Origin of the sequence: Geofilum sp. OHC36d9 (assembly GCF_052400685.1) — a bacterium.
Taxonomy (GTDB): domain Bacteria; phylum Bacteroidota; class Bacteroidia; order Bacteroidales; family Marinilabiliaceae; genus CAZHHH01.
Window position 1 is genome coordinate 279,545 of record NZ_JBQTGJ010000001.1, and the last position, 16,952, is coordinate 296,496.

The window sequence follows — 16,952 nt, forward strand, 5'->3', positions numbered from 1 at the left end:
GGGGTTATTGCCATAAATTTCGTTTGAAATTCTTATATCATGATGAAGAACACCATTGAAGTAATGGACACCACCTTGCGGGACGGTGAACAAACCACAGGCGTCTCTTTTAGTGAGTCTGAAAAATTGGCCATTGCCAGACTTTTGTTGGATGAGCTGAAAGTAAATCGTATTGAAGTGGCTTCCGCTCGTGTGTCCGACGGGGAATTCAGATCCGTTAAAAGAATTACAGAATGGGCTCAGAAAAATAATCATCTTGAAAAGATTGAGATTTTGGGTTTTGTTGATCAGACGGTTTCGCTCGACTGGATAACCGAAGCGGGCGGTAGGGTCCTCAATTTGCTGACCAAAGGTTCTTTAAAACATTTGGAAGGGCAATTGCGAAAAACACCCGATGAACATTTGGCGGAGATTCAGTTTGTGATTGATGAGGCCGCCAGGCGTGACATTATCGTTAATGTATATCTGGAGGATTGGTCCAATGGTATGTTGAGCTCCATCGATTATGTTTATTACATGGTTGATTACCTCAGTAAAGCCAATGTTAAAAGAATTATGTTACCCGATACTTTGGGTATTTTAAATCCTGATCAGACCTTTACGTTTTGTAAAGCAATGACCGATCGGTATCCTCATGTTCATTTTGATTTTCACGCCCATAACGATTATGATTTTTCGGTGGCCAATGCATATATGGCTGTCAGAGCGGGTGTGAGAGGTGTGCATACCACCGTTAATGGGTTGGGTGAGAGGGCCGGGAATGCGCCTATGGCCAGTGTGTTGGGTATGATGAATGATCATCTCAAGATTAACAATACTTTAAATGAGCATAGTCTCACTCATGTGTCGCGGATGGTAGAATCGTTTAGCAGTATTCGTATTCCTGCCAATAAGCCGCTCACTGGCGAATATGTGTTTACACAATGTAGTGGCGTTCATGCCGACGGCGATAATAAGGACAACCTTTATTTTAATGAGTTGATGCCCGAACGTTTTGGCCGGGTTAGACAATACGCATTGGGTAAAACATCCGGTAAAGCAAACATCTTAAAAAATCTTCAGGAGCTGGGCATAGAACTTAATGCCACTGATTTGAAAAAAGTGACCCAGCGCGTTATTGAATTGGGTGATAAAAAAGAGTCGGTGTCAGCCGAAGATTTGCCTTATATCATTTCCGACGTCTTAAAAACAGGCGATGCCAAAGAAAATATAAAATTGCTGAATTATAGTTTGAATTTGGTGCGTGGCATGCGGCCGTTGGCGAGCATTAAAATTCAGATCAATAAAAATATTTATGCTGAGACAGCCGTCGGTGATGGCCAGTACGATGCTTTTATGAAAGCCCTGTGGAAAATTTATGAGCGATTGGATAAAACGCATCCGGTACTCGCTGACTATTGGGTTTCTATTCCTCCCGGCGGTAAGACCGATGCGTTGGTCGAAACGGTTATTACCTGGAAAAGTAACGATTATGAATTTAAAACACGTGGTTTGGATGCCGACCAGACTGAAGCCGCTATTAAGGCGACGTTGAAAATGCTTAATATCGTCGAGAACAGCGATTTCAAAATAAAAAAATAGTTTAAAACATAGCAAAATGAAGCTAAATATAGCAGTTTTGGCCGGTGATGGTATCGGCCCTGAAATTATTGAGCAGGCCTTGAAGGTGACCAAAGCCGTTTGTGTCAAATTTGGTCATGAGTTACAATACAAACATGCTATTACCGGGGCATGTGCCATCGATAAGGTGGGCGATCCTTATCCCGCTGCGACGCACCAGCTTTGTATGGATAGTGATGCCGTTTTGTTTGGTGCCATTGGCGACCCGAAATTCGACAATGATCCGACAGCCAAAGTGCGGCCCGAGCAGGGGTTGTTGCGTATGCGTAAACAGTTGGGTTTGTATGCCAATCTGCGCCCCGTTGAGACGTTTGAGTCATTGCTCCACAAATCACCATTGCGTCAGGACCTGGTGAAAGGGGCTAATTTTATGTGTATCCGTGAGCTGACCGGCGGCATTTACTTTGGCGAAAAAGGTCGAAGTGAAGATGGTAATATGGCGTATGATAATTGCGTGTATCACCGCGATGAAATTGAGCGTATACTGAAGTTGGGGTTTGAATATGCTATGAAGCGCCGAAAAAAACTGACGGTGGTCGATAAAGCCAATGTACTTGAGAGTTCTCGCTTGTGGCGCCAGATAGCACAGGAAATGGCCCCTCAATATCCTGAAGTGGAAACCGAATATATGTTTGTGGATAATGCTGCTATGCGCATCATTCAATGGCCTAAAAGTTTTGATGTAATGGTCACTGAAAATATGTTTGGAGATATTTTAACCGACGAAGCTTCTGTTATTACCGGTTCTTTGGGCCTTTTGCCTTCTGCGTCAATTGGTTTGCATACCAGTGTGTTTGAGCCAATCCATGGATCATATCCTCAGGCTGCCGGTAAAAACATTGCGAATCCAATAGCTACAGTGCTTTCGGCGGCAATGATGTTTGAGTATGCCTTTAATTTGACCGACGAAGGGGCGCTAATACGAAAAGCCGTAACGGCTTCTCTCGAAGCTGGTGTCGTCACTGAAGATATTGCCGGTGACGGTAAAAGTTATAAGACTTCTGAAGTGGGTGACTGGCTCACGGATTATGTTGCTAACAATTAATATCGGTCTCATCCCGGCAGGTTTTTTGTATCTGTCGGGTTTTTTTATTTTAAGCCTGTTATATTTGTATTATTAACATGATGATTATGATTCGTCTTTTACAGGCTTTTGTGTTTTTATTGTTGCTTACGGCTTGCGGAAGCCGAACAGAAACACCTCCGTTGTCAGGTATTTTATGGGGTGGAGAAGGTAACCGGATAATTTTACAATCGGTTTCTGATTCCTTATTGGTTAACGATACGCTGTTGATAAATCATGTTGGCGAGTTTCAATGGCGTCCTGATACAGTGATTCCAGGTCTCTATAAGTTGTCGAAATATACTGGACAAAGTGCCATTGTTGTTTTGGACGGGATTGAACCCGTCGTATTGGATGGTCAATATTTCAATTTCCCGGAACTACTATCTGTTAATGGACCAGTGCCTTCCGATGGTTTTTTGCACATCGATAAACTGGCTGTTAGCTGGCGTCAGGCACTTGAAAGTGAAATTGTTGCAACGGTAGATTCTAACTGGATTCCCAATAGAGCCAGGGTAGCACTTCTTCATCATAAATTAGATTCTATTGATCAGAACTATCATGCGTTGGTGTTCCCGCAAAATGGCCATCCTTTGTCACAAATGTATGCATTATTGCAAACTGCCGGGAACCGGCATCTTTACCATTTAATCGCCGATAGTGTTTTGTTTGTCTCTGTGACTCATGCATTACAGCCTTATTCTTATTTAACGGAAGTGAAACATTTCCTTCGGAAAACCGAGAATTTGAAAAAGGTGCTTTATAGCCGGCAACGATTGGTACCTGGCGCCTTGTTTCCTGATTTACCTATTAACGATAGTCTGAATTTTTCAGATTTAAGGGGCCAGATGGCCTATCTGGAGATATCGGATGCGAGCCGACAAAAGGGCCCCTCTTTTATTTCGAATCGCAACGACAGTCTGGTCTCTGTGCGTATTCTTTTTGATACCATTTCTGCATTGTCACCCAAAGGGTGGGATTATAGCAGCTGGAAAATTAAAGAGAATGACCGTGTCAGAATGACCAATGATTTAGGGCTTATTCAACTGCCGTCTAATTTTGTGATTGATACTTCCGGGGTTATTATAGCCCGCGATGTTTGGAATAGTCAGCTTGGGGCGGTGCTGGAACAATTAGTGAAAAAATAACTTATCTTTAGGATTTTTTACCATTACTGCTAAACTTCAATATTGTTATTATCATGAGGTATTTCATCTCCGTTATTTTGGCGGCTCTGCTATTGAGCTGCGGCAACAACAACCGTTTTATTGTACAGGGAAGCATTGACAATGCTGTTGGTGATACGCTTTTCTTCTCCCGCATGGATCTGGGAGGCGATGTGGTGCTCGACAGTACCATTGTAAAAAAGAACGGATCGTTTCGCTTTAAACAGGAAGCACTGTTATCGCCGGCATTTTTTAAGTTGAGTCTTTCGTCTGACAATTACATCACTTTGTTAGGTGATTCAACCGAACACATTGAAGTAACAGCCGACAAAAATCAGTTTGTTACAGGTTATCGTGTTAATAATTCTGAAGGTTCTGCGCTGGTGAAGAATTACAGTCTGGGTGTTATTCATCTTCGTAATTCGGTTGATAGCCTCATTAAAGTGTATTCTCATTTGTCTGATGATCAGAAGTTGATGCAAGTGGATACCATAAACAAGCAACTGGCAGAAACTATAGCGCAATACAAGCAAAAAACCGGACAGAAGATACTGGAATCTCCACGCTCGTTCGCCGGTTATTACGCTTTGTTTTTAAATTTATCGGATGGTTCTCCAATAATGAATGTGCGTAATAAAAATGATCAGGTTTATTTCTCCGCTTTGGCAACCAGCCTGAATTTGTTTTATCCCGAGTCACCACGTGTTCGTCAGCTTTATAATATGGTGCTTAGTGCAAAAGCTGAAGAACGAAGGGCACGTATCCTTGATATTATGAATAATGCTGAAGCCTCTAATTTACCTGATATTTCTATTCCCGATCGTAATGGAAATGAGGTGTCTCTGGCATCTTTAAAGGGGAAAGTGGTCTTGTTATCCTTTTGGGCTTCGTGGGACAAGGCGTCGTTACGCGAAAATGAGCAGTTGAAAAGTATCTATAAAAAATATAGCGATAGAGGGTTTGAAGTTTATCAGGTGGGACTGGAGCGAAGTAAAGTGTTGTGGGAGAATGCAATTGTTAAAACGGGATTGCCCTGGATTAATGTAACTGAATTACAGTATACCAGCTCAGAAGCAGCCCGTTTGTACAATATTCAGCAGATTCCTGCCAACTATTTGATCGATCGAAAGGGTGAAATTATTGGAAAGAATTTATTCGGTTCGCGGTTGGAGAATAAATTGAAGGATATTCTTTAAGAAAAAAATGTCATAGTTTCTTTGAATAATTGATCTTTGTGAAGAGTTCAACAATTAAGTAGTGCTTGCAGGAAAGGTGCAGACTTTTTTCTCAAGATGTTCATTTTAGAGGTCGGGGTTATAAATTTGGATTTGCAAGAGGTGTTTTTAGTTTGAAGATTTCAACATGGTTGCATTCTTCGCTTCAGCCTCTTAACTAATTTGATCTGCAATACTCAATGGTTTGTATCCCAGCTTTAAAGACTTTATGATGTGAAATGATTTATTTTCAATGAGAATGTAATGAACTTTTGTTTTACATATTTGATGCATTGTTCTCTGAAAATTAAATAAATACGTTCAATTGGTTGAGGGCGGATTCTGTTGGTTATGTTTGGAAAATATCCTTAAAAACAGATATATTTGTCGGTTATTAAAAGGAATGACCTTTTGCTTTTATAAATAGTTTGATTTGGTCTTAGAAAAGAAGATATATTTTGCTTCCGACGCTCATTTGGGAGCTCCTACAATTAAAGATGCCCGTGCGCATGAACAACGGCTTGTTCGATGGTTGGATTCTATTAAGGATACGGCGCGTGAGGTTTATTTGGTGGGTGATATTTTTGACTTCTGGTTTGAGTATAAAAAAGCGGTGCCAAAAGGGCACGTCCGGTTTTTGGGCAAATTATGTGAGTTGACCGATGCCGGTATTCCGGTTCATTTCTTTACCGGGAATCATGATATCTGGGTGTTTGATTATTTGCCGGCCGAGACAGGTGTTATAGTGCACCATAAACCGTTAATTACGGATATTGATGGCAAGAAGTTTTTGATCGCTCATGGCGATGGGTTAACGCCTTACGAAAAATCCTACAATCGTTTGAAATCTGTCTTTACAAATCCTTTTGCCCAATGGTTATTCAGGCATATCCACCCCGATTTTGGGATTTGGTTGGCTACCTTTTGGTCACGTAAAAGCCGGGAGAAGAATCAGAACAGCGACGGCGCTGTTTTTAAGGGGGAAGATAAGGAATGGTTGGTTCTTTGGGCCAAAGAACAACTTGAGAAAACTCATTACGATTATTTCATTTTTGGCCACCGACACGTGGTTAAAAATTTAGCATTAAATAATACAACACGATTTATTTATCTGGGCGACTGGGTCAAACATTTTTCGTATGGGGAATGGGATGGCTCAGATTTTGAGCTCAAATTTTTCAAAGAGTAGAAACGATTCTTGAATTTGAAAGCATGTGTGCAAAAAAAAACATTTATTCTGTTATTGCCGGTTCTGGTAGTTATATCCCGACGGTAGTTGTAAAAAACGAAGCCTTTGTTAACAGCGTGTTCATGAATGAAGACGGTAGCCGTATTGAAACACCTGGTGAGGATATTGTCAAAAAATTCGAACATATTACCGATATTGTGGAGCGGCGTGTGGCTGAACCTCAGTATGTGACCTCTGATATGGCAACCTTTGCTGCAAAAGAGGCTCTGAAAGCTGCCAATTGTGATCCCGAAACATTGGATTATATTATTTTGGCTCACAATTTGGGCGATATGAAACAAGGCACTTACTATCCTGATGTGTTGCCAACGATTTCGTCGAGGGTGAAGTTTAAGCTGGGTATTAAAAACCATAAAGCGGTGGCTTATGATATTACCTTTGGTTGCCCAGGCTGGATTCAGGCCATGATTCAGGCCGATTATTATATCAAATCGGGCGATGCTAAACGTGTGCTGGTGATTGGAGCTGATACCATTAGTCGTTCTTCAGACCCGCACGATCGCGATACCATGATTTTTTCTGATGGCGCCGGAGCGGTGGTTCTTGAGGGACGCGAGAGTGATGTCCCCGTTGGGATGCTCAAACATTCTATTCGTACCGATGTTATTGATTACATTGATTTGCTTACTATGGGCGATTCATATAATCGTGATTTGAAAGATGGGAAGATGTATCTTAAGATGTTGGGTCGCAAGCTTTATAATTATGCGTTGACCTACGTGCCTGAAGTGGCCAAGGAATGTTTAACTGCTAACAACATGGAGTTGAGCGATGTGAATAAGGTGCTGATTCACCAGGCTAATGCAAAGATGGATGAAGCCATCCTGAAACGTTTGTTCCGTTTGTACGGACAGAAAGAGGCTGATTTAAGTGTGATGCCAATGACCATTCGTACCTTGGGAAACAGCAGCGTGGCTACGGTACCAACCTTATTCGATCTTTTAGTAAAAGGAAAGATGGAGGGGCATTCGGTAAAATCGGGCGATAACCTCATGATGACTTCTGTGGGCGCCGGAATGAATATTAATGCTTTTATGTATAAAATGCCGTAAGGTATTTGTTTACGATAGTTTGAGCTCATCCGAAAAATCGGATGAGCTTTTTTTATTCTTATTCATCTTCGTCGTCGTCCAACGAACCTGTTTTGCCGCTTATTTCAGGGAAAACTGAACGTGTTTCCGCTTTGCTGAGTGCTTCCACACTTTTTAGTTTGCGTTGTATGGCACGGGTGCGTTTGCCCATTACATCGTCAAGTTGATTGAGACCGGTTTGGATGTTTTTCTGTGCTTTATCCATCATACCACCGAAATTTTCAAATTCATTTTTCACAGCGCCAAGTACTTGCCAGACTTCACTACTGCGTTTTTGTATGGCCAGGGTTTTGAATCCCATTTGTAAGCTATTAAGGATGGCTGCCAGAGTGGTAGGGCCTGTTACAATGATTTTGTAGTTGCGTTGTAAATCTTCCAGCAGTGCAGCTTTGCGCACCACCTCGGCGTAAATGCCTTCAAAAGGCAGGAACATGATGCCAAAATCGGTAGTAGCCGGCGGATCCAGATATTTGTCGCTGATATCACGGGCCATTTTTTTTATGGTTGATTCGAGATTTTTCTGTGCCAGCAAAATTTTTGACTGATCACCATCGTCGTAAGCTTCCTGAAGCTGTTCATAAATATCTTTGGGGAATTTGGCATCCACAGGCAGCCAGACGGGTGTGCCCGCATCGTCTCGACCTGGCAGCTTTATGGCAAATTCCACAACATCAGAGCTGCCGGCTTTGGTTTTAACATTGGCCTGATACTGGTCGGGTGCCAGAATCTGTTCCAGCAGCATCGATAGCTGAATCTCTCCGATGCCACCGCGCATTTTTACATTACTCAAAACTTTTTTTAATCCCCCGACATCGCTGGCCAGATTTTTCATTTCGCCCAGGCCTTCCTGCACGGCTTGAAGCTGTTTGCCTACCGTCTCGAACGATTGACTGAGCCTATCGTTGAGGGTCTTTTGTAATTTTTCGTCCACTGTACGACGCATTTCATCCAGCTGCTTGGTGTTATCTTCGCGTATGAATTGAAGTTGTTTTTCAACGGCCGTTTTAACCTCTTTGACGTTGTCGGTAGTTTGTTTGTTAATTTCGTTTTGTTGTATGGCAAAATCACCGAATTTCTGACGTAATAATTCATTTAAGGTTTTAATGTTTTCGGTGAATTTTGTCTCGAAAGTGGTGAGTGCCGCTGATTGCTCTTCACGCGCTATTTTGTTGTTGTCGAATGTCTGCTTACTGAAATCGGCCTGTTGATGACGCATTTCATCATATTTAGCCTTCAGACTGTCGTTAAGTTCTTTTACATTAATTGCTAATTGTTTGCTGAAGGCGTCCAGCGAATTGGTCAGTTCTTCTCTGTTAATTTTTGATAGTTCGTTTGTTTCGGTGCGGTTACGTTGAAATTCATCGCGAATCGATTTCTCGGTCCGGTCCAGTGAATTATTAAAATTTTGTACGGATTGATCTATCTTTTCCAAATTTGAGTTTAAATTATTCTCGTTTTTTTTTGTCAGGAAAAGGACCAGATGAATGGCCGACAAAACCACCAGTATTATTAGCAATGTTTCAATCATGTTGTGTTGATTTATAAAATGATTTTCGAAGATACTGAAAAATGAAAGTACGCGGAATAGATTTTTTTTTGATCACCATTTCTCAGGTAGCAGAACTCCGGTTAATGCGGTGTAAATAATGTAGAAGGGATAAAGTAGTGAACATAGAATAAATGGCAGAATTGAAAGGTGGGTGTCGTAAAAAATGGTGCCGGATTTTAGAAAGGTGTAATCGCTGACTAACTTAAGGACAAAGGCAGTCAGTACACCCCAAAGTGGCAGTAGGGGCAATAGAATAGTTGCAATGAAAAGCAGGAGATTTACAACAAAAACAAGACTGGCCAGAAGGATGGCGTCGCGGTCGGTGTAGGCGGTACTTTTGCCGCCCCAACGTTTCCTTTGTCGGAAAAAGTGACGCCATGAGGCAACGGGTACAGTGTAAACCATCGCTTTTTTATTATGTAGAAATCGTATTTTATAACCTTCCTTTTTAAAGGCATGAAGAAGAAACACATCATCACCTGAGGCCAGATGCTGGCCTGCCTGTTTATTAACGACTTTTGTCCAGGCTTGTTTCTCAAAAATGAGATTAGCCCCGTTGCCAAATACCGGATGGCCAGCCATTGCCATCGCTGCGCCACTCATTTGAAGCGACAGGAAATCATTTCTTTGGAAGAGGTGAAAGAAAGTGTTTTTACCCGTGGTTAGCATCACAGGGCCTAAAAGCATGGCCGTTGGTTCTGCGGCGTATTCTTTTAAAATGGTCTCTAGCCAGTAAGGCGAGGGGATACAGTCGGCATCGGTGGTCACAATTAGTTGGCCTGTGGCTGCTTCGATGCCTTTTCTTAGAGCTGATTTCTTGCCATAACCATCGGATTGGAGTACCTGTGCTTTTTCTATGAGCCAAAGGTAATCGTCGTCGGTTGAATGGTCGTTAACGGCGATTATTTCGTAGTGGTCGGCTGAAAGACTTTGTTGTTGCAGGTGTTTAATCAGGTTTGGCAGTGATTGGATTTCGTTATGAAACGCAATAATTACCGAGATACGGGGAAGCGGAGCCTTTCTTAATGGGTGTTTATCCGGTCTTTTTTTTTGCCAATGAAAACGCAGCCATAGAATTACTGTGGCATAAATAATGCTTGTTAGCAAAAGTGCTATGAGCATTATTTTATTTGGCGTTGATTGATAACACCCAGTTCTCCATACGGTATTTGTTGAGAATAATTTCCTGACGACGAAGCGCCTCGCTTACACTGGGATGCCATTCGGCACTTACTAAATAACGGCCATTTTTTTCAATTACTGAAGCATTTTTAAAGCCTTTATTAATAAGCTGATCTTTTAACGTTTCGGCACCGCTTTGGTTTTTAAAACTGGCCACTATCACGTGGTGTTGACGTGTGGTAACGGAAGTCGTTTTGGGGCTTTCAGGTTTTGATTCGGACCCTGAGTTAGTCGCTGTGCCCGTTGAATCGATCGGCTCCATTACGGTCGGTGTTGGAAGTGGTATTAAAACTTCAGTGTTCGATTCTGCTGTGCCGAATATACGTTCTGAAACCCCCGTAAAGAAGTAGAGTATAGACATCCCTGCCAGCAAAAGGACTATGATGATTAAAGCCCATAACCATCCGGGAACAGATGTATTTTCTTTTTTGGGAGGTGTTAAATCGGGTGCTTTTTTAGGTTTCGGCTTTGGCGTTTCCTTCTTTTTGATTGGTGTCTGATGTGGCGGTTTAACTTCTGCTTTTTTTGTTGATGTGTCAAGATCCAACAAATCATCTTCATTTAAAGTTGTTTGTTGTGCCGAAAGCGACTCTTCTTCTTTTTTATCAATGGGTTTTTCTACCGCTTCATTTATGTTGACAGCAGGTGTTGGTATGTTGGTCTTTAATTCTTGATTCTCTTTGGGTGATTCTTCCTTCATTTCCACTTTTTCGTTTTCCGGAATCTCTGCTTCAAAAGCTAGCGTGGTCCCTTCTTTTTGTATTAATGTGCCTATTCCTGCAATTTTAAATTGTTCGTTTTGTTTCAGGGTTTCTTTGATTTCGGCGACAAATTCATGAATGCGTACCAACGCCTTGTCTGAATTGATGCCTTCAGCATCACAAATATGACTGACCAGCAAGCCATCGTTAAAACTCAAAAAGTTATTGAAAAGGATATGTTGCCCTTTGTCGTGTGATACGATAAAAGCCCCAAAATCAGGTATGATAACACGGTTGTTGTTGCGGATTAACTCCTGTAAGTACTTTTCCATAGAATTGAGTTTGAGTTCCGGCAGGTTGCCTCTCAAAATTGGGTTTGTAAACGAATAGTTAAAGATATAAAGTTTTTATTGAAAGTTAAAAATAACGATGATTATTTGATTTTGTGGACTTTTCTGGGTGTTGTTAATTCGATTTTGACAATAGAGATCAGTTTCTACGTTCTGTTTGTGCTCAAAATGGTTATTTGCATCGGTATTCTTGCTTTTTTTTGAACTGCGAGAGCCTTGATTTGGGGTTTTATAACTTAAGCTGCTTATTTTAACGGGCAGGTGCTATTTTTGAGGGTTAAAGAAGTTTTTTGTTATGAGTTGCTTTGATGACTGCATCGATTACATTGTGTTTATTATCCGATCGATGGTTTAATATTCGTATTTAACCGAGGGAAAGATGAATAAAAAAGCCCGACAAATTATCTGCCGGGCTTTTTTTGATCTGTAAAATACTGTGTTATTTTTTCAACAGCGCGCAAACTTTTTCGAAGACTGCTTCACCTGTGAATCCGAATTTTTGGTCGAGTACTTTGTACGATGCTGAATAGCCAAAGTGGTCGAGACCTACCGTTATGCCATTGTCGCCAATCAGACCCTGCAAGGTTACCGGCAATCCGGCGGTGAGGCCAAAACGAGGTACACCCGGCAGTAATACTTCATCCTGATAGGCTTTGGGCTGGTTCCGGAATAAGCCTTCTGAGGGCGCAGAGACAATTTGAATTTTCAGTCCCTTTTTCTGACGAAGTAAATGTGCGCCTTCAATCAAAGTTGCGACTTCAGAACCGTTGGCAACGAGAAGAATGTCGATTTTACCGGCATCTTTGCTTACGATGTACGCGCCTTTTTTCGCCTGTTGTGATTTTTTAAAGTCATTATCCGGCAAATTGGTGATGTTTTGACGTGATAAGATCAATGCCGTTGGCGTTGTCGTGTTTTCCAAGGCCATTTGCCATGCCACGGTGGTTTCTTCGGCGTCGGCAGGACGTATCACCAACATGCTGTTGTCCCCTTTGTGGTTTTTTAATTTTTCCAGCAAACGAATTTGGGCTTCCTGTTCAACGGGCTGGTGAGTTGGGCCGTCCTCTCCAACTCTAAAGGCGTCGTGTGTCCACACATATTTAACAGGTAGTTCCATTAATGCTGCCATGCGAGCTGCTGGCTTCATATAATCGCTAAAAACGAAGAATGTACCGCAAACAGGGATGACTCCACCATGCAAGGCCATTCCGTTTGCCACGGCAGCCATGGTTAGTTCAGTGACTCCGGCCTGTAAAAATGAGCCTGAGAAATCGTTTTTAGTGAAGGCTGTTGTTTTTTTAAGAAATCCATCTGTTTTGTCTGAATTGGCGAGGTCGGCACTCATCACAATCATGTTTTCAACTTTACCCGCAAATGCTGCCAATACAGTTGATGATGCAGCCCGTGTGGCACTGTTGGCTTTTTGTTCGACGGCTGCAAAATCAAATTTAGGAGTTTCTTTGGAGAAGAAAGTCTTGAATTTAGCTGCTAATTCAGGATTTTCAGCTTCCCACGCTTTTTGTTCAGCCTTTTTCTGTGCCGCATATTTAGCCTTCTCGGCATTGGCTTTGGCGTAAAGTTCAGCTACTTCCGGGAAAATACGGAACGGATCTGCTGGATCTCCACCCAGATTGGCAATGGTTTTTTCAAACGAAGCGCCGGCCTGGCTGAGCGGCATACCGTGAGTGCTTACCTGACGCTCGAAGTTTGAGCCGTCTTCCTTAACAGCTCCTTTGCCCATGATGGTTTTACCGATAATCAGAAAAGGTCTGTTTTTTTCTGCCTGTGCTTCTTTTATGGCTGCGCGAATTTCATCGTGGTTGTTGCCGTCGATGGTTTTGACAGCCCAGCCCCATGCTTCATATTTTTTGGCGGTGTCTTCGGTGGTTACAGCCTTGGTTTTTGTTGAAAGCTGAATGTCGTTGCTATCATAAAACATGATGATATTGCTAAGGCCTAAATGACCGGCCAGACGACCAGCGCCCTGTGATATCTCCTCCTGAACGCCTCCATCCGAAATGAATGTGTATATATTGTGTGACATCCATGAACCAAAACGATTAACCAGGAAGCGCTCTGTAATAGCGGCGCCAACGGCCATGGTGTGTCCTTGTCCCAGAGGTCCGGAAGTGTTTTCAATACCGCGGGAAAAATCAACTTCGGGGTGTCCGGGGGTTGGCGTTCCCCACTGACGGAAGCCGGCTAATTCGTCCATGGTATAGGTTCCCGTTAATGCTAAAATAGAATAAAGCATGGGAGACATATGACCGGGGTCAAGAAAGAAGCGGTCGCGGTTTACCCAGCTGCGATCCTGTGGATCGTAGTTTAGAAATTCGGAAAACAGTACGTGCACAAAGTCAGCACCGCCCATGGCCCCACCGGGGTGACCTGAATTGGCCTTCTCGACCATTGCCGCTGACAGGATTCGAATGTTATCTGCAGCCTTTTTTGATATTGCATTATTCATATTGCGTGGTGATTTATATGGTTTACATTTTATTTTTGCTAAGTCGTTTTTAATGTGAAACAAAAATAAACATTTTTTTTGCAACTCATAAAACTAACTGATTATAAGTCATGACATTTACAACTTTGTGTGTGGAACAGGTCAGAACAGCTCAATTTAAAGCACTGTAATAAAATAAGCCAGCGATTGTTTTGTTGTTTCTTAACTGTTTTTGGTTTGAGTCATAACTTTAAAAGTACTTTTTACTTTTATGCGAAAGTAATTATCTTTTGAATAATAATTGTAGTTTTTTTTATTTTTGATTGAGTTTGTGAAAAAAATAGAACGTTTGGCTTGGGTTTGCTAAAGTGTTGTAGTTTCATAATTCGATAGGATAAAAGTGAGATCTGCTTTTTAGTGATTGTCCATAAAGCAAAAGTTATACTTTTCAGACAGCCCTGACAGGGGCTTTTTTATTTATTTTTTAATGAAAAAATGAAATACAGCTGATGGCTGGTTAAAAAATGGATTCTTTTTTAATCTGTAAGTCTTGACTATTTATTTTTGGCGGGAGTTAATAGCTTTATTAATGATGTTAAAAAAAATCTGTCTATAAAGTTCAGTTTTATCTGGCTGTAAGCAAAGAAGAAACAGGGATGAGCCATGAGAGTCATCTTTCATTGCGGGTGCTATTATTGGCCGAGTCTGTCGGATACCTGTACATTGTAAATATTGTATGTGATGAGAAAATTTTTAGTAATTGTACTGATGTTTAGCTGTTCATTTAACTTGTTGTTAAGTGGGCAGGAATACAAATCTTTTGAGAAGAAAGAAATGGTTCAAAATGGGGATACTTTGAAATATAGAATTCAATATCCTGAAAAGATGAAACCCGGCAAACATTATCCGTTAGTTCTGTTTCTTCACGGTGCAGGCGAGCGGGGTAACGATAACGAGAAACAACTGGTGCATGGGGCCGAACTTTTTCAAAATAACAAAAATAATAGGAAAGAGCCTGCGGTGATCATATTTCCCCAATGCCCGGAGAATATAATGTGGACGCATCGTACCAAGGAAAAAACAAAGGAAGGTATCTGGAAATTTGAGTTTCCGCTCTACAACGCGCCTACCAAACCTGCGGCAATGGTAAATATGCTCGTTGACGATATCATTAATTCTGGTATCGTTGATACAAAACGGATATATATAATGGGACTTTCAATGGGAGGAATAGGCGTGCTCGATTTTTTATGTCGTTGGCCTGAGAAATACACCGCTGGTGTTGTGATTTGTGGTGGTCATAATCCTGACTTCATTAACAGATATTATAATACGCCCATTTGGTTTTTTCATGGCGCAAAGGATGATGTAGTTCCATTAAAATACTCTCTTGATGTGTATGATAAATTGCATGACGTCAACCCGAAAACCAAATATACCATATATCCTGATGCGAATCATAATAGCTGGGATTCTGCTTTTGCAGAACCGGACTTGTTAAAATGGCTGTTTAAACAAAAGAAAAATTGAAATTTTTTTGATTCTTGTTTATCAATAAAATTCTATATAGTGCTTGCAAGCACTAATAAAAAATTATACTACGAAGCCACTTAAAAGGCGTAATGTAACAAAGGTAAGGGCCGTTTTCTTAATTTAAACGTGAAAGTAATGACTAAATACATTCTCATTTTTTTAATTCCCGTCTTGCTTCAATGTTCTCAGGCAGGTCAAATGCCAGGCATCTATAATGTTTACGATTATGGTGCAAAAGGTGATGGGATAACCAACGATCAGATAGCCATTCAAAGTGCCATTGACGCATGTAAAGGCAAAGGGGGCATCGTTTTATTGTCACAAGGAAATTTTCTAACCGGCCAATTAGTGCTGGGGAGTGATATGACCTTAAAAGTTGATTCCTCAGCGATCCTGTTAGGAATTCAATCTGACAGCGACACTGCTTACCCTCGTCACAAAATCGAGACTCAATTTCCCAATAGGATGTTACAGGATTGCCAACGTCGGTTAATTTATGGGAACCATGTGAAAAATGTTAGCATAACCGGGAAAGGGAAAATTGACGGTCAGGGATTTTACGATCCCTGGATGAATGTTAAAGAGCTGGGAACTGAGAAAGACAGACCTTCTATACTCGCATTTGTGGGGGCTAAGAATATTACTGTTTCGGATATTACCATGGTCAATCCGGCTTGTTGGACTCAGGTGTATATTGAATGTGATAGTGTTAATATCCGTAATATTAATGTGCACACCGGTGAATTGACACCAAACCGCGACGGGATTGATATTGTTGATTGCCATAACGTGTTAATAGAAGATTGTGATATTAAATCTGAAGACGATGGCATTTGTTTTAAAAGCGGAAGTGAGTATGGTTGTAAAGAAGTTGTTGTTCGCAACTGCACCATTGATAAGCTGAATGTAAATGCCGGTAATTGTTTTAAGCTTGGAACGGATGGCTTAGGTAGCTTTATAAATTTTCAGGTTTCTGGCTTAACACTGAAAAATGCACATCAGAATTCGGCTCTGGTTATTGAGTCTATGGATGGGGCGGTAATTGATAATATAACCTTTAGCGATTGTGTTATTTCTAATACAGGACAAGCCATTTTTATGCTTTTGGCTGATAGAAAAAGAACTGTGCCGGGAAGAAAATCACGAATTGGAAGCATCTCAAATGTTCATTTTAAAAATATTAGGGGAAGTGGTTTTACTATGCAATATCCCTCTATTATTACCGGGATTAAGGGGCACAATATCCAAAATGTAACCTTTGAAAATCTTAATTTTGAGTTAAAAGGAGGAGTTAGCACCACCAATCAAACGGTTATGGAGTATGATGGTAAATACCCTGAAGGAAGCAAATTTGGTAACACGAATGCACATGGCTTTTTTATCAGGCATACCGATCGTGTTGATTTCATTAATTGCAATATAACTACCGAATTGCCAGATGCCCGTGACTGGCTTGTACATGAAGATGTGAAATGCGTAAATATCAACTAATCAGGAAGACAGAGATTCTGACTCAATTTGACAAAAAGGCGCTGCTTAACGGTAGCGCCTTTTCTATTGGATAATAGTTTTATCATTTATTCATAATGTTTAAAGAGATACCTCATAATCAATACAAATGTGATGTGCCATAGTATGTCTGTTTTTATAAGTTGGGCACCAGTATTATGGTGCCGACATGACTGTAAATCAAATAATTGCTTCGCTTTTTTATCGAGTGCCTCAGTGGTTTAACCTCTCTCTTCTATTCGGGTTGTCCTGATAAACGATGATCATTGTTTGTTTGTC

General features: G+C 41.2%; 12 protein-coding genes. 8 read left to right on the top strand and 4 right to left on the bottom strand.

All coding sequences use genetic code 11. The annotated features are described in order from the left end of the window. Positions 1-39 precede the first annotated feature (39 nt). From ACT3CD_RS01060 to ACT3CD_RS01085, 6 genes are all read left to right on the top strand, one after another. Positions 40-1,581 carry an alpha-isopropylmalate synthase regulatory domain-containing protein gene (locus ACT3CD_RS01060; protein ID WP_444642092.1) on the top strand — a complete coding sequence of 514 codons (1,542 nt, stop codon included), beginning with the start codon at positions 40-42 and terminating at the stop codon, positions 1,579-1,581. A 16-nt stretch (positions 1,582-1,597) separates the two neighbouring features. Continuing rightward, positions 1,598-2,665, top strand: coding sequence for a 3-isopropylmalate dehydrogenase (leuB, locus tag ACT3CD_RS01065; protein ID WP_444642094.1), 1,068 nt, complete (start codon positions 1,598-1,600; stop codon positions 2,663-2,665). Positions 2,666-2,751: 86 nt separating this feature from the next. Further along, on the top strand, positions 2,752-3,831 hold the full coding sequence (locus ACT3CD_RS01070; RefSeq protein ID WP_444642096.1) for a hypothetical protein: 1,080 nt from the start codon (positions 2,752-2,754) through the stop codon (positions 3,829-3,831). A gap of 53 nt (positions 3,832-3,884) precedes the next feature. Then, complete coding sequence (locus ACT3CD_RS01075; RefSeq protein WP_444642097.1) at positions 3,885-5,045, top strand: thioredoxin-like domain-containing protein; 1,161 nt, start codon at positions 3,885-3,887, stop codon at positions 5,043-5,045. 451 nt (positions 5,046-5,496) lie between these two features. Further along, entirely contained in the window at positions 5,497-6,252 is a 756-nt protein-coding gene (locus ACT3CD_RS01080) for a UDP-2,3-diacylglucosamine diphosphatase (RefSeq protein WP_444642099.1), read from the top strand. 23 nt (positions 6,253-6,275) lie between these two features. Next, positions 6,276-7,364, top strand: a complete 1,089-nt coding sequence (locus tag ACT3CD_RS01085) for a 3-oxoacyl-ACP synthase III family protein (RefSeq protein WP_444642100.1) — start codon at positions 6,276-6,278, stop codon at positions 7,362-7,364. Between the two features lie 58 nt (positions 7,365-7,422). Here the strand turns inward: ACT3CD_RS01085 and ACT3CD_RS01090 are convergent, their stop codons facing one another. The 4 genes from ACT3CD_RS01090 to ACT3CD_RS01105 all read right to left on the bottom strand — a co-directional run bounded on the left by ACT3CD_RS01090 (position 7,423) and on the right by ACT3CD_RS01105 (position 13,652). Then, a complete protein-coding gene (locus ACT3CD_RS01090) occupies positions 7,423-8,931 on the bottom strand; it encodes a DNA recombination protein RmuC (protein WP_444642102.1) in 1,509 nt (502 codons plus the stop codon). A 72-nt stretch (positions 8,932-9,003) separates the two neighbouring features. Further along, the gene (locus ACT3CD_RS01095; protein WP_444642103.1) at positions 9,004-10,074 is read right to left on the bottom strand and encodes a glycosyltransferase; all 1,071 of its coding nucleotides are present in this window, start codon (positions 10,072-10,074) and stop codon (positions 9,004-9,006) included. A gap of 4 nt (positions 10,075-10,078) precedes the next feature. Beyond that, the gene (locus ACT3CD_RS01100) at positions 10,079-11,167 is read right to left on the bottom strand and encodes an SPOR domain-containing protein (RefSeq protein ID WP_444642105.1); all 1,089 of its coding nucleotides are present in this window, start codon (positions 11,165-11,167) and stop codon (positions 10,079-10,081) included. A 457-nt stretch (positions 11,168-11,624) separates the two neighbouring features. Then, positions 11,625-13,652 carry a transketolase family protein gene (locus tag ACT3CD_RS01105; RefSeq protein ID WP_444642107.1) on the bottom strand — a complete coding sequence of 676 codons (2,028 nt, stop codon included), beginning with the start codon at positions 13,650-13,652 and terminating at the stop codon, positions 11,625-11,627. A 720-nt stretch (positions 13,653-14,372) separates the two neighbouring features. Here ACT3CD_RS01105 and ACT3CD_RS01110 point away from each other — a divergent pair. Together ACT3CD_RS01110 and ACT3CD_RS01115 are read left to right on the top strand one after the other, a co-directional pair. Further along, entirely contained in the window at positions 14,373-15,161 is a 789-nt protein-coding gene (locus tag ACT3CD_RS01110; protein WP_444642109.1) for a dienelactone hydrolase family protein, read from the top strand. Between the two features lie 138 nt (positions 15,162-15,299). Then, a complete protein-coding gene (locus ACT3CD_RS01115; protein WP_444642110.1) occupies positions 15,300-16,655 on the top strand; it encodes a glycoside hydrolase family 28 protein in 1,356 nt (451 codons plus the stop codon). The last annotated feature ends 297 nt before the right edge of the window (positions 16,656-16,952 follow it).